The sequence below is a fragment of the Rhizobium aureum genome, from assembly GCF_030182495.1.
Lineage (GTDB): Bacteria > Pseudomonadota > Alphaproteobacteria > Rhizobiales > Rhizobiaceae > Rhizobium > Rhizobium tropici_C.
On the sequence record NZ_JAQJCI010000014.1, the window covers coordinates 93,301 to 118,859 of the forward strand.

At 61.0% G+C, this 25,559-nt stretch carries 26 protein-coding genes; 12 read left to right on the plus strand and 14 right to left on the minus strand.

All coding sequences use genetic code 11. The features are described 5' to 3' along the window. The first annotated feature begins 110 nt into the window (after nt 1–110). From PH552_RS25255 to PH552_RS25285, 7 genes are all read left to right on the plus strand, one after another. On the plus strand, nt 111–1,019 hold the full coding sequence (locus tag PH552_RS25255; RefSeq protein WP_112343236.1) for a LysR family transcriptional regulator: 909 nt from the start codon (nt 111–113) through the stop codon (nt 1,017–1,019). Nucleotides 1,020–1,189: 170 nt separating this feature from the next. After that, complete coding sequence (locus PH552_RS25260; RefSeq protein ID WP_112343235.1) at nt 1,190–2,350, plus strand: ABC transporter substrate-binding protein; 1,161 nt, start codon at nt 1,190–1,192, stop codon at nt 2,348–2,350. 190 nt (nt 2,351–2,540) lie between these two features. Continuing rightward, the gene (locus tag PH552_RS25265; RefSeq protein WP_113249544.1) at nt 2,541–3,527 is read left to right on the plus strand and encodes an ABC transporter ATP-binding protein; all 987 of its coding nucleotides are present in this window, start codon (nt 2,541–2,543) and stop codon (nt 3,525–3,527) included. Next, nucleotides 3,524–4,498 carry an ABC transporter permease gene (locus PH552_RS25270; protein WP_112343233.1) on the plus strand — a complete coding sequence of 325 codons (975 nt, stop codon included), beginning with the start codon at nt 3,524–3,526 and terminating at the stop codon, nt 4,496–4,498. The genes PH552_RS25265 and PH552_RS25270 overlap by 4 nt, the downstream gene beginning before the upstream one ends. Continuing rightward, nucleotides 4,488–5,303 (plus strand): ABC transporter permease, encoded by an 816-nt coding sequence (locus tag PH552_RS25275; protein WP_113249543.1) that lies wholly within the window; start codon nt 4,488–4,490, stop codon nt 5,301–5,303. Before PH552_RS25270 ends, PH552_RS25275 begins: the two co-directional genes overlap by 11 nt. A 13-nt stretch (nt 5,304–5,316) precedes the next feature. Continuing rightward, on the plus strand, nt 5,317–6,744 hold the full coding sequence (locus PH552_RS25280) for a gamma-aminobutyraldehyde dehydrogenase (RefSeq protein WP_183764752.1): 1,428 nt from the start codon (nt 5,317–5,319) through the stop codon (nt 6,742–6,744). A gap of 340 nt (nt 6,745–7,084) precedes the next feature. Next, nucleotides 7,085–7,258 (plus strand): DUF1328 domain-containing protein, encoded by a 174-nt coding sequence (locus PH552_RS25285; RefSeq protein WP_015341190.1) that lies wholly within the window; start codon nt 7,085–7,087, stop codon nt 7,256–7,258. A 31-nt stretch (nt 7,259–7,289) separates the two neighbouring features. Here the strand turns inward: PH552_RS25285 and PH552_RS25290 are convergent, their stop codons facing one another. From PH552_RS25290 to PH552_RS25340, 11 genes are all read right to left on the minus strand, one after another. Then, nucleotides 7,290–7,964 carry a DUF1345 domain-containing protein gene (locus PH552_RS25290; RefSeq protein WP_113249541.1) on the minus strand — a complete coding sequence of 225 codons (675 nt, stop codon included), beginning with the start codon at nt 7,962–7,964 and terminating at the stop codon, nt 7,290–7,292. Between the two features lie 106 nt (nt 7,965–8,070). Then, complete coding sequence (locus tag PH552_RS25295) at nt 8,071–8,802, minus strand: SDR family oxidoreductase (protein WP_113249540.1); 732 nt, start codon at nt 8,800–8,802, stop codon at nt 8,071–8,073. Between the two features lie 107 nt (nt 8,803–8,909). Then, a complete protein-coding gene (locus PH552_RS25300; RefSeq protein ID WP_285166335.1) occupies nt 8,910–10,043 on the minus strand; it encodes an extracellular solute-binding protein in 1,134 nt (377 codons plus the stop codon). Next, nucleotides 10,040–10,501: a MaoC/PaaZ C-terminal domain-containing protein gene (locus tag PH552_RS25305; protein ID WP_113249538.1), complete on the minus strand. Its 462-nt coding sequence runs from the start codon at nt 10,499–10,501 to the stop codon at nt 10,040–10,042. Before PH552_RS25305 ends, PH552_RS25300 begins: the two co-directional genes overlap by 4 nt. A gap of 3 nt (nt 10,502–10,504) precedes the next feature. After that, nucleotides 10,505–11,539, minus strand: coding sequence for a Gfo/Idh/MocA family protein (locus PH552_RS25310; protein ID WP_113249556.1), 1,035 nt, complete (start codon nt 11,537–11,539; stop codon nt 10,505–10,507). A 213-nt stretch (nt 11,540–11,752) separates the two neighbouring features. Continuing rightward, the gene (locus PH552_RS25315; protein ID WP_113249537.1) at nt 11,753–12,082 is read right to left on the minus strand and encodes an L-rhamnose mutarotase; all 330 of its coding nucleotides are present in this window, start codon (nt 12,080–12,082) and stop codon (nt 11,753–11,755) included. A gap of 13 nt (nt 12,083–12,095) precedes the next feature. Then, the gene (locus PH552_RS25320; RefSeq protein ID WP_285166337.1) at nt 12,096–13,208 is read right to left on the minus strand and encodes a mandelate racemase/muconate lactonizing enzyme family protein; all 1,113 of its coding nucleotides are present in this window, start codon (nt 13,206–13,208) and stop codon (nt 12,096–12,098) included. 12 nt (nt 13,209–13,220) lie between these two features. Continuing rightward, a complete protein-coding gene (locus PH552_RS25325; RefSeq protein WP_183764746.1) occupies nt 13,221–14,318 on the minus strand; it encodes an ABC transporter ATP-binding protein in 1,098 nt (365 codons plus the stop codon). Between the two features lie 5 nt (nt 14,319–14,323). After that, the gene (locus PH552_RS25330) at nt 14,324–15,190 is read right to left on the minus strand and encodes a carbohydrate ABC transporter permease (protein ID WP_095435887.1); all 867 of its coding nucleotides are present in this window, start codon (nt 15,188–15,190) and stop codon (nt 14,324–14,326) included. A 2-nt stretch (nt 15,191–15,192) separates the two neighbouring features. Beyond that, the gene (locus PH552_RS25335) at nt 15,193–16,086 is read right to left on the minus strand and encodes a carbohydrate ABC transporter permease (protein WP_112343222.1); all 894 of its coding nucleotides are present in this window, start codon (nt 16,084–16,086) and stop codon (nt 15,193–15,195) included. Between the two features lie 185 nt (nt 16,087–16,271). Beyond that, entirely contained in the window at nt 16,272–17,555 is a 1,284-nt protein-coding gene (locus PH552_RS25340; protein ID WP_483315505.1) for a type 2 periplasmic-binding domain-containing protein, read from the minus strand. Between the two features lie 211 nt (nt 17,556–17,766). Between PH552_RS25340 and PH552_RS25345 the strand changes: the two genes are divergently transcribed. The 4 genes from PH552_RS25345 to PH552_RS25360 all read left to right on the plus strand — a co-directional run bounded on the left by PH552_RS25345 (nt 17,767) and on the right by PH552_RS25360 (nt 21,197). Beyond that, nucleotides 17,767–18,558, plus strand: a complete 792-nt coding sequence (locus PH552_RS25345; RefSeq protein WP_112343220.1) for an IclR family transcriptional regulator — start codon at nt 17,767–17,769, stop codon at nt 18,556–18,558. A 65-nt stretch (nt 18,559–18,623) separates the two neighbouring features. Further along, nucleotides 18,624–19,460: an amidohydrolase family protein gene (locus PH552_RS25350; protein ID WP_113249533.1), complete on the plus strand. Its 837-nt coding sequence runs from the start codon at nt 18,624–18,626 to the stop codon at nt 19,458–19,460. Nucleotides 19,461–19,492: 32 nt separating this feature from the next. Then, nucleotides 19,493–20,047 carry a MaoC family dehydratase gene (locus PH552_RS25355; RefSeq protein WP_113249532.1) on the plus strand — a complete coding sequence of 185 codons (555 nt, stop codon included), beginning with the start codon at nt 19,493–19,495 and terminating at the stop codon, nt 20,045–20,047. Further along, nucleotides 20,040–21,197: a CaiB/BaiF CoA transferase family protein gene (locus PH552_RS25360; RefSeq protein WP_113249531.1), complete on the plus strand. Its 1,158-nt coding sequence runs from the start codon at nt 20,040–20,042 to the stop codon at nt 21,195–21,197. The genes PH552_RS25355 and PH552_RS25360 overlap by 8 nt, the downstream gene beginning before the upstream one ends. Nucleotides 21,198–21,338: 141 nt before the next feature. Here PH552_RS25360 and tal read toward each other — a convergent pair whose 3' ends face one another. Then, the gene (gene tal, locus PH552_RS25365) at nt 21,339–22,304 is read right to left on the minus strand and encodes a transaldolase (protein ID WP_112343216.1); all 966 of its coding nucleotides are present in this window, start codon (nt 22,302–22,304) and stop codon (nt 21,339–21,341) included. Between the two features lie 501 nt (nt 22,305–22,805). Here tal and PH552_RS25370 point away from each other — a divergent pair. Continuing rightward, nucleotides 22,806–23,795: a sugar-binding transcriptional regulator gene (locus PH552_RS25370; RefSeq protein WP_113249530.1), complete on the plus strand. Its 990-nt coding sequence runs from the start codon at nt 22,806–22,808 to the stop codon at nt 23,793–23,795. A 264-nt stretch (nt 23,796–24,059) separates the two neighbouring features. Here PH552_RS25370 and PH552_RS25375 read toward each other — a convergent pair whose 3' ends face one another. After that, complete coding sequence (locus tag PH552_RS25375; RefSeq protein WP_113249529.1) at nt 24,060–24,932, minus strand: methylated-DNA--[protein]-cysteine S-methyltransferase; 873 nt, start codon at nt 24,930–24,932, stop codon at nt 24,060–24,062. Nucleotides 24,933–25,043: 111 nt separating this feature from the next. Continuing rightward, complete coding sequence (locus PH552_RS25380; protein WP_145644570.1) at nt 25,044–25,547, minus strand: DUF2244 domain-containing protein; 504 nt, start codon at nt 25,545–25,547, stop codon at nt 25,044–25,046. Nucleotides 25,548–25,559 lie beyond the last annotated feature (12 nt).

Sequence of the window (25,559 nt, forward strand, 5' to 3'; positions counted from 1 at the left end):
ACGGACGTGAAACTTGCAACTCTGGCGGCATTGCTACCAAAAAAGGTCCGAACTTTCACAGGATTGGCGGATGCTTGCCTTTCACGCCGCGAACATGCTCTAACCGGAGCATGGCTTTCACCCTGAGACAGCTGCAATACTTCGTCGCCGTAGCGGAACAAGGCTCCGTGACGCGCGCTGCACAGAACCTGTCCATCTCGCAATCATCCGTCACGGAAGCCCTCAAGGAGCTCGAAAGCGATCTGGGCGTCGAGCTGTTCGAGCGCCATCCGCGCGGTCTCTCCATCACCCATAACGGTCACCAGTTCCTGCGCCATGCGACGAAGATCCTCGCGACCGTTTCCGATGCCCGCACCAGCTTTTCCGGCAAGCGGAACGAGGCCGGCGGTACGCTGAATATCGGCGTGACATCGCTTGTCGCCGGCTATGTTCTGTCCGATCTTCTGGCGCGCTATCGCCGCGCCTGCCCCGGTGTCGAGGTCAGCGCCATCGAGGACAACGGCGGCTATCTGGAACATCTTCTGGTGGGCGGTGAACTAGACGTTGCCGTCATGGTCATCTCCAACCTTCGCGATCGCATGGCCCTGCAGGCGGAGATCCTTGAGACTTCGCCTTATCGTCTTTGGCTGCCAATGGGTCATCCCCTGGTCTCGGCCGACATCATCAGTGTCGCCGACATCAGCCGCGAGCCACTGATCATGCTGACCATCGACGAGATCGAGGAAAATACCGGCAAGCTGCTGACGGCGCTCGGCGCCCGCCCCCATGTTGCCTTCCGAACCCGTTCTGTCGAAGCAGTGCGCAGCCTGGTTGCGACAGGCGCGGGCGTCGCTCTCCTTCCGGATCTCGTCTATCGCCCCTGGTCGCTGGAAGGCGACCGCATCGAAAGCCGCGACGTCTCCGGCTCGCTGCCTGTGGTGCAGGTCGGCATGGTCTGGCGCAAGGGCTCGAGCCTGCCGCAGGCCGCCCGCGACTTCGTCGGCGTCGCAGAAAGCATGCGCTCGGGCCGGCAGCGGTAGCACGAGCTTATTCCTAGCTCACGCGTACGCGCCGGGAATCGGAATTTCCGATATCGCCTTTCTGATAAATGAATTTGCGAATGCGGTGAAATAGCGTCACCTTTTCTTCCGGGAACAGGAAGCCAGCCACTGGCTCCACGCCATCAAGGCTTAAAAACCGGGAGAGTCCGATGAAGCATCTGCTGAAATCATGCACGGCCGCACTCGCATGCTTAAGTTTCGCCACGCAGGTCATTGCCGCCGAACCGTTGAAGACGCTCGGCAAGGGCGAAGGTGCGGTGAGCATCGTCGCGTGGGCCGGCTATATCGAGCGCGGTGAAAGCGACAAGAATTACGATTGGGTTACCGGTTTCGAAAAGGAGACCGGCTGCAAGGTCAGCGTCAAGACCGCCGCGACCTCAGACGAAATGGTCGCGCTGATGAACGAAGGCGGCTTCGACCTCGTGACCGCTTCCGGTGATGCGTCGCTGAGACTCGTTGCCGGCAAGCGCGTCCAGCCGATCAACACCGATCTGATCCCGAGCTGGAAGAACCTCGACGAACGCCTGAAGAATGCCCCCTGGCACACGGTCAACGGCGTTCACTATGGCGTGCCCTATCTCTGGGGGCCGAACGTGCTGATGTACAACACGGACGCCTTCAAGGGTCAGGCGCCGAAGAGCTGGAATATCGTTTTCGAAGAAACAACGCTGCCTGATGGTAAGTCAAACAAGGGCCGCGTGCAGGCCTATGACGGGCCGATCTATATTGCCGATGCAGCCCTCTATCTCATGGCCCACAAGCCGGAGTTGGGCATCAAGGACCCCTACGAGCTCAACGAAGATCAGTACAAGGCCGCCCTCGAGCTGCTGCGTGGCCAGCGCAAGATCGTCAGCCGCTATTGGCATGATGCGATGATCCAGACCGACGACTTCAAGAACGAAGGCGTCGTCGCCTCCGGCTCCTGGCCGTTCCAGGTGAACCTGCTGCAAGCCGACAAGCAGAAGATCGCCTCCACCTTCCCGGATGAGGGGACTACGGGCTGGGCCGACACCACCATGCTGCATGCCGACAGCGAGCATCCGAACTGCGCCTATATGTGGATGGAGCACTCCCTGCAGGCCAAGGTTCAGGGCGATGCCGCCGCCTGGTTCGGCGCCGTACCCTCGGTTCCGGCAGCTTGCAAGGGCAACGAACTCCTGACCGACAGCGGCTGCGCCACCAACGGTTATGATCACTTCGACAAGATCAAGTTCTGGAAGACGCCCGTCGCGAAATGCAGCACGCAGGGCGAATGCGTGCCCTATCACCGCTGGGTCTCCGACTATATCGGCGTGATCGGCGGGCGGTAGGAACTTACCTTCTCCCCTCGGGGAGAAGGTGGCCCGAAGGGTCGGATGAGGGGGTGGCGCAGCATAGCAAAAGCTGCGTTTCGCTTGCCGCTCACCCTCCGCTTCACTCCGCTCTTCAGCCCCTCATCCGCCCTATCGGGCACCTTCTCCCCACTGGGGAGAAGGAAAACAAGTACCCCTGGAGCACCCCATGACCGCCGTTCGTTTTCAGCAGGTGTCGCGCCATTTCGGCCAGGTCCGCGCTGTGGACCGCGTCGATCTGGAGATCGCGCCCGGCGAATTCTTCGCCATGCTCGGCCCTTCCGGCTCCGGCAAGACTACCTGCCTCAGACTGATTGCCGGCTTCGAGCAGCCCACGGGTGGCCATATCGAAATCTTCGGCGAAACCGCCGAAGGCGTGCCGCCCTATAGGCGCAACGTCAACACGGTCTTCCAGGATTATGCGCTCTTTCCGCACCTCAATATCCTCGACAACGTCGCCTATGGGCTGATGGTCAAGGGTGTCGGCAAGGCCGAACGGCTGAAGGCAGCCGAGCAGGCGCTGGAACTGGTGAAGCTTCCGGGTTATGGCGCGCGTCGCCCCGGCCAGCTCTCCGGCGGTCAGCGCCAGCGTGTGGCGCTCGCCCGCGCGCTCGTCAACAAGCCGAAGGTACTGCTGCTCGATGAGCCGCTTGGCGCGCTCGACCTGAAACTGCGCGAGCAGATGCAGGAGGAACTGAAGAGCCTGCAGCGGGCGCTCGGCATCACCTTCGTCTTCGTCACCCACGATCAGGGCGAGGCCCTGTCCATGGCCGACCGCGTCGCTGTCTTCAACGACGGCCGCATCGTGCAGCAGGGCACGCCGCACGACATCTATCAGCGACCAAAGACCCGCTTCGTCGCCGATTTCGTCGGCTCCTCCAATGTCATCGCCCCCGAAACCATGTCGTCGCTCGGCGGCGAGCGGCGCTGGGCAAGCCTGCGCCCCGAGGCCATCCGGTTGACTGAGGGGAGCGGCGTGGTGGCCACCGTGAAAGCAACGAGCTTTCTCGGTGCCGCTACCCGCCTCTCGGTCGAGACGAATGGCGCCCGCCTGCATGTGACCGTACCCGCTGGCCAGCCGGCTCCGGATACCGGCGCCGCCATCCGCCTCGCCTGGTTGCCGGCGGATGTTCATTATATGGACGACGCCGCATGAACGCCGCCGCCTTCCCCGCCTCGTCGAGCCGGGCGCCGGCCTCGATCCTGCCGCGCCGCGGCGGCGTCTTCGGCCGCCTCTCGGATCTCTTCTGGCGCCGCCCGAAACTATTCCTCTTCCTGATGCTGACGCCGCCGCTGCTCTGGCTCGGCATCATCTATATCGGCTCGCTGATCGCGCTCTTGCTGCAGAGCTTCTTCTCGATCGACGACTTCTCGGGAATGGTGAACTACGAATTCACCCTCTCGACCTATGCCCAGCTGCTGAACTCGGCGAATTTCGATATCATCCTGCGCACGGTCGTGATGGCCGCCCTCGTGACCGTCGCATCCGCCTTCGTCGCCTTCCCTATCGCCTATTACGCCGCGCGCTATGCCCAGGGAAAATGGAAGGCGCTGTTCTATCTTGGCGTCATGCTGCCGCTCTGGTCGAGCTATCTCGTCAAGGTCTATGCCTGGAAGCTGATCCTCGCCAAGGAAGGCATCCTCACCTGGATCTTCGACAAACTGCATCTCGGCTGGCTGCTCGACGGCGTGCTTGCCTTGCCGATCATCGGCGGCAACTCGCTCTCCGTGAGCTACATCGGCACCTTTCTCGTTTTCGTCTATATCTGGCTGCCCTATATGATTCTGCCGACGCAGGCAGCACTTGAGCGCGTGCCGGCGAACCTGCTGGAAGCCTCCTCGGATCTCGGCGCGACGCCGAACCAGACCTTCCGCACGGTTCTGCTGCCGCTCGCTTTGCCGGGCGTCGTCGCCGGCTCCATCTTCACCTTCTCGCTGACATTAGGCGATTACATCATCCCGCAGATCATCGGCTCCTCGCGCCTCTTCATCGGCCAGGCCGTCTATACGCAGCAGGGAACTGCCGGCAACGTACCGCTGGCCGCCGCCTTCTCGGTCGTGCCGATCGTCATCATGGCCATCTATCTCTGGATCGCCAAAAAGCAGGGAGCTTTCGATGCGCTCTGATCGTGGCCAACGCGCCTCCTTGCCTTTGAAGATCGCAGCCGCTGGCGGCCTCCTCTTCCTGCATCTGCCGATCCTGCTGATCTTCGTCTATGCCTTCACGATAGAAGAAAAGAGCTATCAGTGGCCGCCGCCGGGGCTGACCCTGCAATGGTTCGGCATCGCCTGGAACAGGCCGGATGTCTGGTCGGCGCTGGCGCTGTCGGTGCAGGTCGCGACCATCGCCACCATCATCGCATTGATCCTCGGCACGCTCTGCGCCGCCGCCGTCAGCCAGACGAAATTCTTCGGCCGCGAGGCGATCTCGCTCTTGGTCATCCTGCCCATCGCGCTGCCCGGCATCATCACCGGCATTGCGCTGCGCTCCGCCTTCAGCCTGTTCGACATCCCCTTCTCGGTCTGGACGATCATTCTCGGCCATGCCACCTTCTGCGTCGTCGTGGTTTATAACAACGCCGTCGCCCGCTTCCGCCGCACCTCCGGCTCGCTGATCGAGGCCTCGATGGATCTCGGCGCCGATGGCTTCCAGACCTTCCGCCATGTCGTCCTGCCGAATATCGGCACGGCGCTGCTTGCGGGCGGCATGCTCGCCTTCGCGCTGTCCTTCGATGAAGTCATCGTCACCACCTTCACCGGTGGCCAGCAGATGACCCTGCCGATCTGGATGCTGGAGGAACTCATCCGTCCGCGCCAGCGACCGGTGACCAACGTCGTCGCCATGGTCGTCGTGCTCGTCACTTTCCTGCCGATCCTGGCAGCCTACTATCTCACCCGCGACGGCGATCAGATCGCCGGCGGCGGCAAATGAAAGGGAGAGAATAATGGATACCCAAATGCTGATCGGCTCCCGCTTCGAAGCCGGCACGGAAACGGAAGAACGCGTCCTCAACCCGAAGACAGGCGAGACGGTGCTCAACTTGCCCGAGGCGTCGCTCGGGCAGATCGATGCCGCCGTCGATGCCGCCGAAAAGGCGTTCACGAGCTGGTCGCAGACGACGCCAAGCCAGCGTTCGGCCTATCTCCTCAAGATCGCCGATGCCATCGAGCGCGATGCCGAAGGTTTCGCAGCCCTGGAGGCGCTGAACTGCGGCAAGCCGATCAACGCCGTGCTCAATGATGAGATCCCGGCGATTGTCGACTGCTACCGCTTCTTTGCCGGCGCGGTGCGCAACCTGCACGGCCCGGTCGCCGGCGAATATCTGCCCGGCCATACCTCGATGATCCGCCGCGATCCGATCGGCATCGTGGGCTCCATCGCGCCTTGGAACTATCCGCTGATGATGATGGCCTGGAAGCTGGCGCCAGCCATTGCCGGTGGCAACACCGTCGTCTTCAAGCCTTCCGAACAGACGCCTCTGACGGCGCTGAAGATGGCGAAGCTGCTGGCGGATATCCTTCCCGAGGGCGTCGTCAACGTCATCCTCGGCCGCGGCGAGAGCGTCGGCAATGCGCTGATCAACCATCCGAAGATCAGCATGGTTTCCATCACCGGCGATGTCGCTACCGGCAAGAAGGTCCTGCAGGCTGCGGCCAAGACGGTCAAGCGCACGCATCTCGAGCTCGGCGGCAAGGCTCCCGTCATCGTCTTCGACGATGCCGATATCGACGCCGTGGTCGCCGGCATCCGCACCTTCGGTTACTACAATGCCGGCCAGGACTGCACCGCTGCCTGCCGCATCTATGCCGACGCAAAAGTCTATGACAACTTCGTCGCGGATCTGACGTCAGCCGTGTCAAGCATCAAGTTCAACCTCGCTGACGACACCGAGAACGAGATCGGCCCGCTGATCTCCAAGCGCCAGCGCGACCGCGTCGAAAGCTTCGTCACCCGCGCCGCCGAACACAAGCACATGGAGATCACCACCGGCGGCAAGATTTCCGGCGAGCGCGGCTTCTTCTATGCCCCGACCGTCGTCGCCGGCGCTACGCAGGATGACGAGATCGTCCGCCGCGAAGTTTTCGGCCCTGTGGTCTCGGTGACGCGCTTCACCAATGCCGAGGATGCCGTCGCCTGGGCTAACGACAGCGACTACGGCCTGGCTTCCTCGGTCTGGACCAAGGACATCAGCCGCGGCATGCAGACGGCTGCCCGCCTGCAATATGGCTGCACCTGGATCAACACCCACTTCATGCTGGTCAACGAAATGCCGCATGGCGGGCTCAAGCAATCCGGCTACGGCAAGGATATGTCAGTCTACGCTATCGAAGACTATACAGCCGTCCGGCATGTGATGATCAATCATGGGTGACGGGAGGTTTGACGCAAACCAGCCTTCCTGAGTTTGGGGCCCCGCTGTACCCCCCTCTGTCCCTTTCGGGACATCTCCCCCACAAGGGGGGAGATCGTTGGAGCGCATCATTCAGTCCGTAAGATAAAGCATAATAGCCCAGCCGATACGATGCTCATTGTTTTGCAATGGCAGCGCTGCAAGTTACAATCTCCCCCCTTGTGGGAAGATGTCACGAAGTGACAGAGGGGGGTGCCACACTCCCCACAATTCCAGAGCCGTCGTCAAAACCCAACCGCCCTCGGAACAAATCACCCTCCTCCCGCGTCTTCAACAAGTACAACGCAGAGGAGATTGCTAAATGCTGAAATGGGCTCTCATTTTCTTTGTGATTTCGCTGATCAGCGGCTTTTTCGGTTTTTCAGGGGTATCGGCGGCAACCGCAACCATTGCGCGCGTTCTCTTCGCCATCTTCCTGATCATATTCCTGGTGTTCCTGATCCTGGCCGTGATGGCCGGTAACGCCGTCGTTTGACGACAGGGATCATCGATGCATCGGGGCGGGCCTAGATCAGGCTCGCCCCGACATTTATCGCAAGCGCCAGGATCGTCGTGTTGAACAGGAACGAGAGGATGGCGTGCAGAAGCACGAGCTTACGCATCGAAACGGTGGAAACGCCGATATCGGCCGTCTGTGCAGCAACGCCGATGGTGAAGGAGAAATAGAGGAAATCCCAATAGATCGGTTCCTCCACCGGCTCGGCGAATTTCAATCCCTGCCCCTTGCCCGGAATGCTATAGAACCGATGCGCATAGTGGATGGTGAACAGGGTGTGCAGGAAGGTCCATGAAATCAGGATCGTCACGATCGCCATCATCACGCGGTAGAAAGCGACTTCGGGTGAGGCGTCCTTGACGCCAAGCAGATCCAGCGCAATGCCACCAATGCTGGCGATTGCCGCCGCGATCGACAGGAAAAGCAGGAATCCATCCGAAAAATCGAGGTCGGCCGAGCGCTTGCGGATGCTAAGCGCATTGGCCGTCAGCATCCGATAGAGGCTATAGACGATAAAGACGACGGCGGTCGTGTCCCAGGCGATCAACAGGTTGCTGGCATTGAGATCACGTGATGTCAGAAACAGGAAGACGGCGATACCGGCAAGCACGGAGATCACGATCACATGGTGCTTGCGCCACAGCACGAGACCTCTGGAACGATGCAAAAATCCGTTCGCATCCATGCCGCTCTCCTGATCGCAAATCGCCGTTACAAACCGATTCGCAAACGAGAGTGGCAAATAAAAGGAGGCCTCGCAACACGAGGTCTCCGATTGCGACAAGGAAGCCTCAGCCCGTCCAGCCGCCGTCGATGACGTGGATCTGACCCGTCGTGAAGCCCGCCTCATCACCGGCCAGATAGGTCACCAGAGCGGCGATCTCTTCGGCGGTCGCGATGCGGCCCATCGGCTGGCGGGCGATGAAATCCTTCATTGCCTTGTCATAGTCGCCGGTTGCCCTGAGCCGCTCATGCAGCGAGGGGCTGTCGACCGTGCCGGGGCATATCGCATTGGCGCGGATGCCCTTCGCAACGAAATCGGCAGCGATCGACTTGGTGAGCCCGATAACGGCAGCCTTCGAGGCACAATAGGCGAAGCGGTTGGGCACACCTTTCACGCTGGAAGCGACCGAAGCCATGTTGACGATCGAGCCCTTGCCCTTCTCCAGCATGCCCGGCAAGAAGGCCCGGCAGGTCGTGTACATCGCCTTGGCATTGAGGTTGAAGGAGAAATCCCAATCCTTCTCCTCGCAATCAAGGATCGTGCCGGCATGGACAAAGCCGGCACAGTTGAAGAGCACGTCGATAGGGCCGACCTCTTGCGAGAAAGCCTTGACGGCGGTGCCGTCAAGCACATTCAGCACATGCTTGCTGGCGCCTTCCAACGTCGAGAGCGTCTGCTCGTTGATGTCGGTGGCGTAGACATGCGCGCCAAGCGAGATGAAGCGCTCGGCCGAAGCCCGGCCGATCCCCTGCCCCGCCGCCGTGATGACGACCTTCTTGCCTTCCAACCCGTGACCCATAATCCTGATCCTTTCCTCCGGGATCATGACCTCATCCACTTCGCCGGCTCTGTAGCCGGCATTTCGGATAAGATCATGCAATAACAATCAGTTGGCGCAGCCTCACACTAAGCTTCGAAGGACTGCGCGAAACGGCGGTTCAGCTTGTCGATGAGGACTGTATGCCGCTCTCCGGTTCGCAGTCCATCGCTAATCACTGCGGATGCGTCGCTTTGAAATGCCATGTAGCCGTCGTGCCGCGGCCGCACATAGGCGCCTTCCAGCGTCGCACGCGTGTTGCGATAAAAATCGAGCGCCGGCGCATTGACCGCATCGCTGACCCAGCCGTCGGCATGGCCGGATTGACCGTTTCCACTCGCATAAACACCCGCCTGCACCGGCCCGCTCGCAATCCAGCGCGCAAAGGCCTTCGCCTCTTCAGGCGCTTGCGTGCGTGCCGACACGGCGATGCCGGTGCCGCCGAGTGCCGAGCCATTCGGCGCGCGTCCATCGGTCACGGGCATATCTGAAAAAGCGATCCGCGCCGGCCTGAATCCAGCAAAGGAATAGTTCACGTAGCCATAGATGAAAGGCGACGCCACATAGGGGCTGTCAGGCTGGCCCATCAGGTCGAGCACGGCGATCGGATCCATTTCGTAGCAGCTGGCATCCATGCCCGAAACGAGCTGCGCGATCCAGTCGAGCACCGCTTCGCCATCAGCCTTGGCAATGAAATCCGGCCCTTCGATGTTGCAGGGCGTGCCGAGATGGGCAGCCAGCGTGATGAAAGTCATCAGCGAATGCGGCGGCCGCATCGGCAGGATCGCTTTGCCTTCCTTGGCGAGCGTCACGAATTCGGCGAGATCCTTGACCGGCGCGCTCAGTCGGCTAGGCCGATAGGCCTGCACCTGTGTTGCTGCATCGAGCGGAAAGGCCCATTGCCGGCCTTGCCAGTTGTAGCTTTGATAGGAGCGCCCAACGGTGCCGGCCGCGATCGCCGCGATTTCATCCGCATGTTCAACGTCGTCGAGCGGCAGCAGGCAGTTCTCGCGGGTGATCTGGCCAACATGCGGGTGATCGATGACGATGAGGTCGTATCGGGCGGCAAGTTCTTCCACCGGATAGGTCTCGAAATCCTGCAGCGACCGCTTTTCCCAGCCGATCTCGACGCCGGTCTTTTCCCGCCACACCTTCGAGCAGGCGATCATCGGATCGTAGCCGCGCGGATGCGACCAGGTCATTCCCTTCAGCGTCGCCATCATGCCTGCTCCGCTGCCGGTTTGCGTTCAACGACGAGGATGTGATCGGCGGCAAGCACGACTTCGTCGCGCTGGTTCAGCACTTCACAACGCTCGACCACACGACCGGACGCCGGACGCTTCGGATCATCCTCCTTCGCTGAAATGGTGACGCGGGTGCGGATCGTATCGCCGATATGTACCGGGCGGACGAAGCGGAGCCGGTCGTAGCCATAGGAAAAGGCGACGGGATTGATGAGCGAGGCCGTCAGTCCGACGCCGATCGCAAAGATCATCGTCCCATGCGCGATGCGCTGGCCGCCGGGCAACGTCTTGGCGAATTCCGCATCCATGTGATGCGGGAAGAAATCGCCGGTATGGCCGGCATGGACAACGAAATCGGTTTCGGTGATCGTCCGTCCGGTGGTCACCCTGACATGGCCGAGTTCATAGTCTTCTAAATAGATGGTTTGCTCTGCCATTGCTCAAACCTTTGGGAGTTCCGCGATCGGTGTCGCCGGCAAGGTGCTAGACTGATAGGCGGCCTCGACGAGCGCCATGGTCTGCCAGGCATCCTCGACCGAGCCGATCAGCTCCTGATCCTCACCGGATGCGAAGCGCTGCAGGTTGGCCATGCGATTGACGAAGGCATCCGGGAACCAGGCGCCCTCCAGCTTGACCTCGACCCAATCGCTGCCGCCGGCAGGGCGGATCCACAGCTCGTCCGGCTCGCCACTGGGATAGTCGAGATTGACGCCGAGCTTGACGTAGGCAGCGCCCTTGGTGCCGGAAATGCGAAACTCGCAGGCCTGGAACTTGCGGCCGAAATCATGGTCATGATTGACCGAGAGCACGCAGCGAACCTTGTCACCATAATCGAAGATCGCCGCCGTCCGCGTCTGCGCGACATCGTGATTGGGATGGCCGATGGTCTTGGCATGAACGCCTCGCGGATTGCCGAGCAAGCCGCGAATGAAATCGAGATAGTGGATCGAGTGCATGGCGATCTCGATCCGCGGCAGGCCTTTCAGGAACGGCCAGAGTCCCCAGGGTGTTGCAAGCGCCAGCCATGCGTCGAAATCGACGACCTCGCCGAGATAGCCCTTGTTCACCGCATCGTAGAGCGCCAGCATCATCGGCGCGAAGCGAAGCTGGAAGTTGACGGCCGCCTTGATATCCCGCTCGCGGCAGATCCGCAGGATTTCGGAGGCGCCGGCAAGATCACTGCCCATCGGCTTCTGGATCAGCGCGAAGGAACCGCGCGGCAATTTCGAAAGGATCGTCGCATGCGCTGCCGGCGGCGTCGCCAGATCGAAGATCGCGCCCTTGACAGCAAGGGCCTCCGCTTCGGAGGCGAAAACTCGAATGCCCCATCGAGCAGCCAGCGCCGCCGCCTTCTCGGCGTTCGGATCGTAAAGACCCGCGACCGGAAAGCCGGCTTGCTTATGAGCCGGAAGATGCGCGTCGCCGACGATGCTGCCGGCACCGAAGATCACGATGGAGCGAGGATGCGACGGCATCGGCCACCATTGGCGCAAGGATTTGGGATCGAAGGTCACGACACCCTCCCCTTGAGGGGGAGGGTCGGACCGAAGGTCCGGGGTGGGGTGATCCCTCCTCGTGCGAAAACGGCAGCGCTATGCGCCCGGAGCATCACCCCCACCCGCGCGTTCCGCGCGACCTCCCCCCTCAAGGGGGAGGTGACCGCTTCGCGGTCCGTTCCACTCCAATCCCTAATCATGATGAAACACCTCCTCCATCATGGCCCACCACTCGCCCTCTTTGCGGGTCTCGAAGGGCTTCTGGCAGGGTATGCAGAAGGACCACCACTCCTGGTTCTTCGGGTTGGCAGCCATCTTGGCCATATCGGCCTCGAAATCCGTGCCGACATATTCCCAATAGCCGAAGAGCAGGTTTTCCGGCTCCTTCAGGAAGATCGAATAGTTGGTGATGTTGCAGTCTGAGATCAGCGCCAGGATCTCGGGCCAGACGGCCACATGCAGTGCCTTGTATTCCGCCACCTTGGCCGGCTCCAGGCCGATCACCATTCCCATCCGCTGCATGGCAAGCTCCTCCTCAGCCGTGAATTTCCCGGGTGAATTCGCCGATCGAGCGCGCCTTCACCGCTTCCCAATCCCAGGCAATGCCGATGCCGGGCTCTGATGGGGCCACCGCCTTGCCATCGACGATGTCCATGCCCTTCGTCGTCAAGTCGTCGAGCTGCGGGATGTATTCGACATATTTGCCGTTCGGCACGGCGCAGGTGAGGCTGACATGCAGCTCCATCAGGAAATGCGGGCAGACGGGAATGTCGAAGGCTTCGGCCGCATGCGCCACCTTCAGCCAGGGCGTGACGCCGCCGATGCGGGCGACATCCACCTGCACGATCGAGCAGGCGCCCTTCTGCATGTATTCGCGGAAATGCCGGATCGAATACATGGATTCGCCCACCGCGATCGGCGTCGGCGTCGATCGGGTCAGCCGGATATGGCCATCGAGATCGTCGGCCGGCAGCGGCTCCTCGATCCAGGCAAGGTCCAGTTCCTTCAAGCGTGCCGCCCGCCGGATCGCCTCATCGACGGTGAAGCCCTGATTGCAGTCGGTCATGATCTCGAAGCCGGAGCCGAGTGCCAGACGCATCGCGGCCAGCCGGTCGTAATCCTCGGAGCCATGCGGCTTGCCGATCTTCACCTTCGAGCCGGAAAAGCCCTTGGCCTTCGCCTGCAGGGCGTCTTCGGCCAGGGCTTCCTTCTCGATGTGCAGCCAGCCGCCTTCCGTGGTATAGAGCGGGCAACGATCCCTAGCGCCGCCGGCAAGCTTCCAGAGCGGCAGACCTTGCTTCTTGGCCCGCAGGTCCCAAAGCGCGGTATCGACAGCCGCAAGCGCCAGTGCCGTAATGGGACCGATCGTCGTAGCATGCGTGGCGAATTCCAGTCTGTGCCAAATCGCCTCGATGCAATCGGCATCCTCGCCGATCAGCAGCGGCACCAGATGGTCGGAAAGCAGCCGCATGACGGACGAGCCACCGGTGCCGATCGTATAGCTGTAGCCGGTGCCGACTGCCCCATCGCTGTCGGTGATGGTGACGATCGGCGTCTCTTGGCTGACGAAGCTCTGGATCGCATCCGTCCGCTTCACTTTCGGCGGCAGGTCGACCATGCGCAGTTCAATTTTCTCGATACGTGCCATGGGAGCTATTCCTCAGTTTGCCAGGCTCTTGCCGGTATCGGCGGAGAAGAGATGTGCCTGGCTAAGATCGAAGCTCATCTTCAGCCGTTCGCCGCTCTTCAGCGCGCGCGGATTGAGCATGCGCGTCACCCATTCGCGCCCGGCGAATTCGACAAAGACGAGCGTTTCATTGCCGAGCGGTTCGGTGATGGCAACCGGCAAGGTCAGCTCGTAGACAGCCGATTCCACGCCGGAATGCAGGCCGTGGCCGGTCGGGAAGATATCGTCGGGCCTGAGACCGAAGGCGACCTTTTCTCCTTCCCTGACCCTTCCGGCAAACTGGTTCGGCAGCGGCAGACGATCACCGTTCTTGAAGGTGAGTTCGCCTGCCTTCAGCGTCGCCTCTTCGATATTCATCGGTGGCGAGCCGATGAAACCGGCGACGAAGCGGGTGGCGGGCCGCTTGAACACTTCGTCCGGCGTGCCGACTTGTTCGATGTGGCCATCGCGCATGATGACGATGCGGTCCGCCAGCGTCATGGCCTCGACCTGATCGTGCGTCACGTAGACCACCGTCGACTGCACCTTCGCATGCAGTTTCTTGATCTCGGTGCGCATCTGCGTGCGCAGCTTGGCATCGAGGTTCGATAGCGGCTCGTCGAAGAGGAAGACCTCTGGCTGGCGCACGATGGCGCGGCCCATGGCAACGCGCTGACGCTGGCCGCCGGAAAGCTGCGCCGGGCGGCGATCCATCAGCGCTTCGAGGCTCAAAATAGCAGCGGCCTCGTTGACGCGCCGGTCGATCTCGGCCTGCGGCTGTTTGGCGATCTTCAGCGAGAAGCCCATGTTCTCGCGCACCGTCATATGTGGATAGAGCGCGTAGGACTGGAACACCATGGAGATGTTGCGGTCGCGCGGCGGCAGGTCGTTGACGACCGTATCGCCGATCTCGATCGTGCCGTCGGAGACATTCTCCAGGCCGGCGATCATGCGCAGCGTCGTCGACTTGCCACAGCCGGACGGGCCGACGAGCGCGATGAACTCCTTGTCCGCGATGTCGAGATCGATCCCGTGGACGATTTCCAGCGCGCCGTAGCGCTTGACGAGTTTTTTGAGGGAAACCTGAGCCATGGAGATCAACCTTTGACCGCACCGAATGTCAGACCCGACACCAGATGCTTCTGAATGATGAAAGTGAGAGCGAGCGCCGGAATGATCATCACGACCGCCAGTGCGCACATGCCGCGCCAGTCGATGGTGAACTCGGCCGTGTAGTCGAGCAGGCCCACAGGCAGCGTCTTGGAATCGACGGAACGCGTCAGCTGCGAGGCGAGAGCATATTCATTCCAGCAGGTAAGGAAGGCGAAGATGCCGGCCGATGCGATACCCGGGCCGGCAAGTGGAAATTCCACCTGCCAGAAAGCCTGCCAGCGGGTGCAGCCGTCGATCTGCGCGGCCTCGGCGAGATCTTTCGGCACCTGCCGGAAGAAGCCGTCGATCAGCCAGATGGTGAAGGGCACGTTCAGTGCGACATAGGTGAGGATCAGGCCGAAATGCGTGTCGATGATGCCGAGCCGCGCATAGACCATGAAGAGCGGCAGCGATAGCGCCACGCCGGGCACGGAACGCGTCAGCATCAGCCCGAGGAATACGGCCGACTTGCCTGCGAAACGAAAGCGAGCGAAGGCATAGCCGCCGGACATGCCGATGACGAGCGCAATGGCGGTCGAGGTGACGGAGATGATGAGCGAATTGCGGAAATAATCCCAGACGGGAATGCCGCCCTGCCCGACGCCGCTGAACATGGCGCGATAGGCTTCCAGCGACAGCTCCTGCGGGATCCAGACCGGCGGTTTCGCCATGATTTCCACGGTCGGCCGTAGCGAGCTGATGACGATCCAGAAACCGGGCAGGCAGATGATAAGCATCGCGAGGAAGAGGCCGATGAGATAGGCGACCTTCCAGAGGCGGCGCTGCAGGCGTTGTTGAGCGTTGCGATCCATGATTACCACTCCGCTCCGATCTGGGTGCGGGCAAGCGCCAGCTTACGGAAGAAATAGACGGTGAAGACGATCGACAGGATGATCGAGACATAGGCCATGGCATTGGCGAGCCCCATCTGCGCATCGGCATAAGCGGTGCGCCCGACCAGCGTCCAGATCAGCTCCGTGCGCCGCGCTGGCCCGCCATCGGTCATGATCTTGACGATGTCATAGGCGCGGGCGACGTCGAGCGAGCGGATCGTCATGGCGATGAAGGCAAACGGCATCAGGAATGGCCAGGTGACGTAGCGGAAGGTCTGCCAGCTGGTGCAGCCATCGACCTTGGCGGCCTCGACAGGCTCCTGCGGCATGGCAAGCAGACCGGCTAGGATCAGGATCGCGAAGACCGACGTCGACGACCAGACTTCGGCAATGACGATGGAAAACAATGCCAGATTGCCATCGATCAGCCAGGGAATGGCCGTCTCGGTAATGCCCAGGGATTGCAGGGCATTGTTGATAATGCCGACATTGTCGTTGAACATGAATTTGAACTGAAAGCCGACGAGAACGGGCGAAAACATCATCGGGAACATCATCAGCGTGCGCAGCACGCGCTTGCCGTAGGTCGCCTTGTTGACCAGCAAAGCCAATCCGAGGCCAAGCAGCATTTCCAGATTGAGCGCGATCGTCAAAAGCACCACGGTGCGCACGAAGGCGGCGAGGAACACCGGATCCGAAAGGATGCGCATGTAGTTGCGCAGACCGATGAAGGTGAAGAGTGTGGCCGGCCGCGTCAGGCGAAACGGCGTGAAGCTGGAATAGAAGGAGAGCAGCAGCGGAAACAGAACCACCGCCGCCAGGACGATGATCGCCGGAAGAAGAAGCAGGACCGGTGGAGATATTCTTTTGAGCATGGTTTGCACCTGTCGGCATTCCTCGGCAGCGTGGCCCGGACTGCGTGGAATGAATTGCTTGGGACGAGACCCGGCAGAAAACCGGCAACGCGGATGGCGCCTAGCGGTGCCGATCGAAAGCGATTCTCGAAGTCAGATTGCGGAAGCCCCGCGCTCTTGAAGGCGCGGGGCTTCAATTGCACCGCTTAGAGCGCGCCGGCGTCCTTCAGGACATCGGTTGCCTTCTGAGCAGCGGCATCGAGCGCTTCCTTCGAGCTCTTGTCGCCGAGGATCGCGGCCTGAAGCTCAGGATAAACGACGTTGGAAATCTCGATCCATTGTGGCGTGCGCGGAACCGGGAAGGCATATTTCATGGCTTCCTGGAAGGTGCTCAGCACTTCCTTCTTGTAAGGATCGGAAGCCGCCTGCTGGATATCCCAATCCCAGACCGCCTTGCGGGTCGGCAGCGTGCCGTTGGCGGCTTCGAGCTTTTGCGAATCGTCGTTCGTCAGGAACCAGACGAGCGAGGCGGCAGCATCCTTGTGGGCGCAGGCTTCGGTGACCGAGAAGCCGTGATGGCCGGACCAGCCGGTGTGCTTGCCGGAGGAACCGGCGGGCTGCACGACGACACCGACATTGCCGGCGATCTTCGAAGACTTCGGGTCATTGAAATAGGTTGCCCAGCCCGGCCAGTCGAGATCGAGGGCGATCGAACCGGAGGCGAAGCCGGCGCCGAGGTCGTCCCACAGATAGTTGGTCGTGCCGGCCGGAACGGCCTTGGCCTTGTACATGTTGACGAACCAGTCGAGCGCGCGCACGCCGGCTTCGGAATTGAAGGCAGGCTTGCCGTCCTTGTCGAGATATTCGCCGCCTTCGGCGACCAGCATTTCATAGAAGCGGCCGTTGATCGCCTCTTCCTTGCCGGGGAATTGCGTGCCGAAGAAGTTCGGCGGGTTGGAGAAGAAGATCGCCTGATCTGAGACTTCCTTCCAGGTCTTCGGGGGCGCCAGATCGTAGCCGTACTTCGCCTTGAACGCCGTCTTCTTGGCATCGTCCTTGTAGAGGCTCTTCTGATAGTAGAGCGCCGAAACGTCAAACTGCGCACGCGGCAGCATGATCAGGCGGCCGTCGATGGTCGAGGCCTGGATGGTCGAATCGACGAACTGGCTGATTTCTTCCTTCGGCAGCAGCTTGCCGAGGTCGGTGTAGAGGTCGGGATACTGCGGCGCGAAGGACGAATGGTTCGAGCCGACACACCAGGAGATGCTGCCCGATGCCATATCGGATTTGATTTCCTTGTCGAGTTCGAAGTGGTTCTTCTTGGAGAGAATGTTGACCTTGGCACCCGTCTCCTTCTCCCACTCGGCGATGCGCGCATAAAGCGGCTCATATTGCTGGCCGCCGATGAGCTTGGCGTCGATCGTCACACCCTTAAATTTGCCCGGCAGATCGGCGGCGAAGACCGAAGTACCCGCCAGCAATGCCATCATGCCGGCAGCAAGACCGGCCTTCCAATTCCTCATCGAAGTTCCTCCCCTGAGACCGGACCCTTGTCCGATTGTCCTCCCGACCCAAATATGGATCGATGATTTATAAGTAAACATCTTATTCATTGGCCGTCAAGCTGCGATCGCGCGCTTGTAAAATGTCTTCATTCATATATGAATGATGATTCATGTTTCTTCGCATAGGGGCTTGTTGATGAGCGTAGAAGACGACAGTGACCGCTACCGCGCGCCGGCGCTGGACAAGGGGCTCGACATTCTGGAGCTGCTGGCAAGGATCGATGGTGGCCTGACGCAGGCGGAAATCGCCAAGGCGCTCAACAAGAGCCCCAACGAATTCTATCGCATGCTCGATCGCCTTGTGCGGCGCGGCTACGTACAGCGTCAGGATGGCGATCGCTTCTATCTGACGCTGAAGCTCTTCGGGCTCGCGCATTATCATGCACCGGTGCGCCGCCTCGTCTCCTTCGCGACCCCGCTGATGCGTGAGTTCTCCAACCGTGCCGAGCAGGCCTGCCATCTGGCGATCTACGACCGCGGCTCGGTGATCGTCATTGCCCAGCAGGATTCTCCCACCTATTGGGGCATCTCCATCCGCGTCGGCGCGCAGATCAATCTCTACAATACCGGCTCCGGCCATATTCTTCTGGCATTCCGGGATGCAAAGCAGCGCCAGATGATGATCAACGAGCAGAGACGCCAGGAACAGGATCCGGAGGAGCCGCCCGCAGATCTCGAGGAAAAGCTCGCGGCAATCCGTGAAAAGGGCTTCGAAACCATGAGCAGCCTGCAGACGAGCGGCGTACACAATATTTCCGCGCCCGTGCTGGCGATGGACGGCAACGCGCTTGCCGCCCTCACCTGCCCCTATATCGAGCCAGTGAACCCGAAGGCGCCTACGCGCGAGCAGGTGGTCGAATATGTCCGCGAAGCGGCAAAAGAGATCTCCGAAACCGTGGCCGGCACGGTCGATAAGGCCGAGCTGTAATTTTTATTTGAATAAACTATTCTTCTGTGAGTATATGTTGAGCAAGCAGGTATGGGAGGATCACCATGCTCTTCGACAGCCATTTGCACATCGTCGACCGGAACCGTCTCGCCTATCCCTGGCTGGCCGGCGCCGGCACGCTCAATCGCGACAGCCTCTATGAAGACTATGCGCGCGAGGCCAAGCGCCTCGGGATCACCGATACGCTTCACATGGAGGTCGACGTCGCCGAGGATGATATCGAGCGGGAAACCGATTACGTCAAAGACCTCAGCCGTGAGCCCGGCAGCCTCCTCAGGGGTGCCATCGCCGCCTGCCGCCCTGAAAGCACGAACTTTCCCGCCTATCTCGAACGCGTACTCGCCGATCCCTTCGTCAAAGGTTTCCGTCGTGTACTGCATGTCGTGCCAGATGACGTCTCCGAGGGCGCCCTCTTCCGCGAGAACCTGAAACAGCTCGGTGGCACGCCGCTCACCTTCGATCTCTGTGTCCTACCGCATCAGATGTCCAAGGCGCTCGTACTCATCGACCTCAATCCCAACATCCGCTTCGTCCTCGACCATTGCGGCGTACCGGCGGTGAAGGATGGCTTCAGCGAAAGCTGGGCAGCGGGGATCACAGAAGCGGCAAAGCGCCCGAATGTCATCGTCAAGATTTCCGGCGTCGTCGCCTATGCCGATCCGGACAGCTGGACGCCGGAAACGCTGCGTCCCTTCGTCGAACATTGCATCGCAAGCTTCGGCTGGGATCGCGTCATCTGGGGCAGCGACTGGCCGGTCTGCACGCTCGGCGGCAATCTCTCCACCTGGGTCGCCGCCACCCACACTCTGATGCAAGGCGTAAGTAACGACGAACGCAATCGGCTCTATCATCTGAATGCCAAGCGCCTCTGGTCTCTCTGAGACCAGGCGCGTTTCTTCCGAAAGACGATGTCATGACCGCCACCGTCGGCGTCTCCAGCACCCATCCGAAAACCATGCCGGCCGATCACGCCGAAATCCCCGTTTGGAACGCGGAGAACTGGTTCTATGAGGATTTCGAGATAGGCCACAGGATACGCTCGCTGCGCCGCACGATCTCCGAAGGCGAGTCACAGCAGTTCAACGCGCTCGTCCTTGATATGCATCCTTACGTCAGCGATCAGATCTTCGCCGAAACCGAAGGCCTGTTCGGCAAGCGGCTCGTTGCCGGTGCCTTCGTCTTTTCCGCCGGCCTCGGGCTTGTCGCCACCAATTGCGTCAACGCCTTTTCCTATGGCTACGACAAGCTGCGCTTCATCAAGCCCACCTTCATCGGTGAGACGATATACACCATCCGCACCAATCTGGATAAGCAGCCGAATTATGCCGAGCTCGGCCTGATCCGCTCTTCTTACGAAGTTTTCAAGGGCGAAGGCGAGCTGGTACTCTATTGCGAGCACATCCAGACCGTGCGTTACAGGAACGGTCGGCCGGCGGACGCGCCGCCGCTGAAAGTCCGACATGAATAACGAGCACGAAGAGGGCCTGCTCTCCGGCATCATCGTACTGGATATGAGCCAGTTTCTTGCCGGCCCGATGGCGGCGCTCCGGCTCGGCGATCTCGGCGCGCGCGTCATCAAGATCGAGCGACCCGATGGCGGCGATCTCTGCCGCCGGCTTTATCTGAGCGACACCGAGATCGGCGGCGACTCCACGCTCTTTCACGCCATCAATCGCGGCAAGGAGAGCTTTGCGGTCAATATGAAGGATGAGGGCGATCTGCAGGAACTGCGCGCGCTGATCGCCAAGGCTGACGTCGTCATCCAGAACTTCCGCCCCGGCGTCATCGAAAGGCTTGGCCTCGACTATGCCGCCGTTGCCGCGATCAATCCCCGTGTCGTCTATGGCAGCATCACCGGATACGGCCCCGACAATGAATGGCGACATTTCCCCGGACAGGATCTCCTGGCCCAGGCCCGCTCCGGCGTCATGTGGCTGAATGGCGAGGCGGATGACGGGCCTGTGCCGTTCGGCCTTGCGATCGCCGACATGTTGGCCGGCAATCTCCTGGTCCAGGCCATCCTCGCCGGCCTTGTACGGCGCGGCGTCACCGGCCGCGGCGTACATGTAGAGACGAGCTTGCTGGAGGCGCTGGTCGACTTTCAGTTCGAAGTGCTGACCACGCACCTGAACGACGGAGGCCGCTTGCCGAAGAAATCCGCCGTGCGCAATGCGCACGCCTATCTCGCGGCGCCGTATGGCGTCTATCGCTGCGCCGACGGCTGGCTGGCGATCGCGATGATGCCACTCGCGAAACTCGCGCCGCTGCTCGATCTGCCCGCGCTTGCCGGTTACGCGCCGGATGATGCCTTCCAGCATCGGGACGAGATCAAGAGCATGATCGCCAGCCGCCTGCGCGAAAAGACGGTTCAGCAATGGCTCGCCATTCTGGAACCGGCCGATATCTGGGCGGCGGAGGTGCTGGATTGGCCGAAATTGCTGCAAAGTGCCGCCTTCCGCCAGCTCGATATACTGCAGACGGTAACCCGTGATGACGGCACTTCCCTGCGCACGACGGCTAGCCCCATCCGCGTGAATGGTGTTCGAGCCAAAAATGGGCTAGCGGCGCCGACGATCGGCGGGCAGTCGGAGAAGGTCAGGGCGGAGTTTCTTCGGTAGGCCATCGCGCATTTGTGTGCGCGGCACCTGTGCCGCAAGCGCGAAGTCCCTGACATATCTTCCAAAACAAAAAAGGGCACCGCATCCCTGCGGCACCCCTTCTCTAACAACGCATCTCATAAGAGGGGAAGCCAAGTCGCCTCAAGCGGCAGCGAGCTGCAGCTCCTTGCTGACCATGGTGCGCAGCGCGACCAGGTCCTTGGCGAAGGCGCGGATGCCTTCGGAGAGCTTCTCGGTCGCCATTGCGTCTTCGTTCATCATCCAACGGAAGGTCTTCTCGTCGACGGCGATCTTTTCGACCGACCCCTTGGGCTCCGGCGAGAGCTTGCGCTCCAGCTTGCCTTCGTCCTTGGAGAGCTCGTCGAGCAGGTTCGGGCTGATCGTCAGACGGTCGCAGCCGGCCAGCGCTTCGATTTCGCCGGTGTTGCGGAAGGAGGCGCCCATGACGATCGTCTTGATGTCGTTGGCCTTGTAGTAATGGTAGATGTCGCGCACCGAGATGACGCCCGGATCTTCCTCGGCCGTGTAGTCCTTGCCCGTCGACTTCTTGTACCAGTCGAGGATGCGGCCGACGAAGGGCGAGATCAGGAACGCCTTGGCGTCGGCGCAGGCAATCGCCTGGGCCTTGCTGAAGAGCAGCGTCAGATTGCAGTCGATGCCTTCCTTCTGCAGCACTTCGGCGGCGCGAATGCCTTCCCAGGTGGAGGCGAGCTTGATCAGGATGCGGTCACGCTCGATGCCGCGCTCCTTGTAGGCGGCGATGATGGCGCGGGCCTTGGCAAGCGATGCTTCCGTGTTGAAGGAGAGGTCGGCATCGACTTCGGTGGAGACGCGACCGGGAACGAGGCCGGAGAGCGCTGCGCCGACTGAGATCGCCAGACGGTCGGCAACTGCGGCAACGACGGCTTCGGAGGCGCCGCCCTGCTTCTTGCCCCAGGAAACGGCTTCCTTGATCGCGTCGGCGAACATCGGCGTGCCAAGCGCCTTCAGCACGATGGTCGGGTTGGTGGTGCAATCCACCGGCTTCAGGCGAGCGACTGCCTCGATATCGCCGGTATCGGCCACGACCGTCGTCATGGCGCGGAGTTGATCAAGCTTGGAAGTCATAACAGGTATCCTTGTTGAATGAGGCCCATTTGGATGGGAGATGTCGGGCAGCAGATCCGATCTTTTCGTCGGACGGACTTGAAGGCGTCAGGGATGCAGCCTTCCTTCTCCTATGTTTCGGTAACGGGATAAAAAGCGCGAAAGTTCCATTTCCGGTGAACGGCTGAGCGATGAGGAGACAACCTTCCGAAAACAGGCTTTTCGCCGGCACCGGGCGCCCTATATGGCTCCCTGTCCGGCCTGGCGCTTGCTCGGAGCAGCATCTGCACATTGTCCTCCTCGATTGGACAAGACCGAATTCCTCACCACCGACTATCAGCAATCCCGCACGGAAAAGTCAAGGACATTTGTGCAATTCGATTGACATAAGTTTCACGTCATAGAATATCGGCAGCAGAAGAGCCGATCTCGCCTGCTCCTGTCGTCCGCCATAACAATATTTCGCATTCTGGGCGGATCATGACGTTAAACGGCGCATGCGACAATCCTGCCGGAGGACCCGTGGCCAAACTGAGACGCGGAACCCATACCGCCTATTCGGAAACCTCGTCCCTGAGGCTTCGCGCCGCTTGGCTCTATTACAATCAGGGCCTGACGCAGAAGGACGTTGCCGAACAGCTGGGCATCAGCCGTACCACCGTCATCCGCCTGCTCGACGAGGCCATGCGCCGTGCCGAGGTGCAGATCTGGATCACCGAAGGCATCGATGATTGCGTCGAACTGGCAATCAAGCTCGAGCGCACCTATGGACTCGACGAGGCGATCGTCGTTCCAGAGCCTGCTGGCGGCAACGTGAACGCGCAGGCGAAGAGCGTCGGCCTGGCACTCGGCCAGTTCCTGACGGAGGCCATCCCCGACAATTATACGATCGGCGTCGGCTGGGGCCGGACGATGACGGCTTCGCTCGCAAGCTTCCGCCCGACCCGCCGCGACAATTGCAAGGTGGTTTCCCTGCTTGGCGGCATCGTCGCCGTCCACCAGACAAACCCGATCGACTATACGTGGCGCCTGGCAAGCCAGCTGGGTGCCGAATGCTATATGTTCCTGGCGCCGCTTCTCGTCGACTCCGTCGAGACCAAGCGCAATCTCATCGAGAAATGCGGCCTCGAAGCGATTTACCGGCTGGCGGAAAACCTCGATCTCGCCATCGTCAGCTGCGGCGATATCGGCCCGCAATCGACCTCCTTGTCGGAAGGCTTCATTTCGAAGCGGGAACTGGAAGAGCTGATCGACATGGGCTGCGTCTGCGACACCATGTTCAACTTCCTCGACGCCGAGGGCAATTCCGTCGATCACCCGATCAACAAGCGTGTCATGTCGGTCGATCTCGATACGCTGAAAAAGGCAAAGCACATCGTGATCTCCTCCGGCGGCGCCCACCGCGCCCAGGCGATCAGCGCCACCATCAAGCGCATCGGCTGCAATACGCTGATTACGGATGAGAGCGCTGCCAAGGCGCTGCTGCAGATGGCGATAGCGAAGGCGGCGTGAGCCATGGCATTTGAGTTCGCGGAGGGTGCATACCCCCCTCTGTCGCTGTCGGGACATCTCCCCCACAGGGGGAGATCGTTGGGAGTTTGTGGCTCGCGCTACCGAATGTTCAGCAATTGCAATTTCCGCAGGCGCAATATTTGCTTTGAAGCGAGAGGCCGCCGCGAATTACCAATCTCGCCCCTTGTGGGGGAGATGTCGCGATAGCGACAGAGGGGGGTAGCGCAGGCATGGTAAACTCAGGGCTTCCGAAGGCACACCCCCTCAAGCATCCCCCGCCTCCCATCCCAGCATCGCCCGCTTGCGCGTCAGCCCCCAGTGATATCCCGTGAGTTGACCGTTCTTTCCGAGCGCACGGTGGCAGGGCACGACGAAAGAGATCGGATTGCGGCCGACAGCTGCGCCCACGGCCCGCATCGCCGTCGGCTGGCCAATATCCTTGGCGATGTCGGAATAGGTCACCGCGCGGCCCATCGGGATCTTCAACAGGCTTTCCCAGACCCGAAGCTGGAAATCCGAGCCAATCAATACGACACGCAACGGCTGGTCGCTTGACCAGTTCGAGCGCTCGAAGATGCGGGCCGCATAAGGTGCCGTTGCGTTCGGATCCTCGATGAACTCGGCATTCGGCCAGCGGCAGGTCATGTCGGCGAGGCAAGCCTTCTCATTGCCGGAATCGCTGAAGGCGAGACCGGCAAGGCCGCGATCCGTGACCATGATCAAGGCGAGACCGAAGGGCGAGATGTGGAACGCATAGCGCATCACCAGGCCGCTGCCCCTCGCCTTCCATTCGCCCGGGGACATCGCCTCATGCGTGACGAAAAGATCGTGCAGTCGGCTGGGGCCGGACAAGCCGACCTCGAAGGACGTTTCGAGCAGCGGCAGATCCTCCTTGCGCAGGAGCCGCTTGGCATGATCGAGCGTAACGGCCTGGAGAAACGCCTTGGGCGACAGCCCAGCCCAGCGCGTAAACGTCTTCTGCAGCTGAGTCGGCGACTGGCCGAGCCTTTCGGCGAGCATCTCCAGCGACGGCTGGTCGCGATATTCCTCGGTGATGAGCTCGATAACCTCCCGCACGGTGTCGTAATCGTGACCTTCCGGGGTGATGTCTTTCTTCAGCTGTGCAATCGCATTCATGATCTTTCTCCTTGGAAAGGAGAAAACCACGGCAAGAGGGCTAAAACCACCCGTTTCTTGCCTAAGTGGTCTCTCTGCAAAAATGCGATATCGCCGGTTTGGGTAGGCCGCTCATATCCGTTGTGTCACGGTCGCCAAGGCACGCTTGAAGGCTTTGGCAAAACTCTCACGATCCTCCGGATTGAGGAAGGAGCCGACATCGGTATCGTGGCTCCTGTCGCGGACATGCATCGATACGACCCCGATCTCGCGGTGGCGGCGAACGAGGAAGCGCGTCCAGAACGGATTGAAATCGTGCTCCACCATGCGGCCCGTCGGCGAGAACTTGCGGATGGAAACATTGGTGCGCGATACCGTCACCTCTTCGCGCACGCGACCCGAACGGTAATTCAGCCAGAAGGCGCCATAGAGCAGGAAGAGATCGGCGCCGAAGAAGATGCCGATCGGCCAGGCGCCGCGAAGGATGAACAGGACGCTGTAGACGAGACAGAAGCCGCCCGCCAAGGCCAGCATGACCCTGAACCCCTTTCGCCCCAGCGAGCGATGAGGGAACAATTCGGCAGCGAAGACCGGCCTGTTGCCCTCTGCCGCCCTATCGGCGTTGCGTTCCGTCATAGGAGTTGAGTA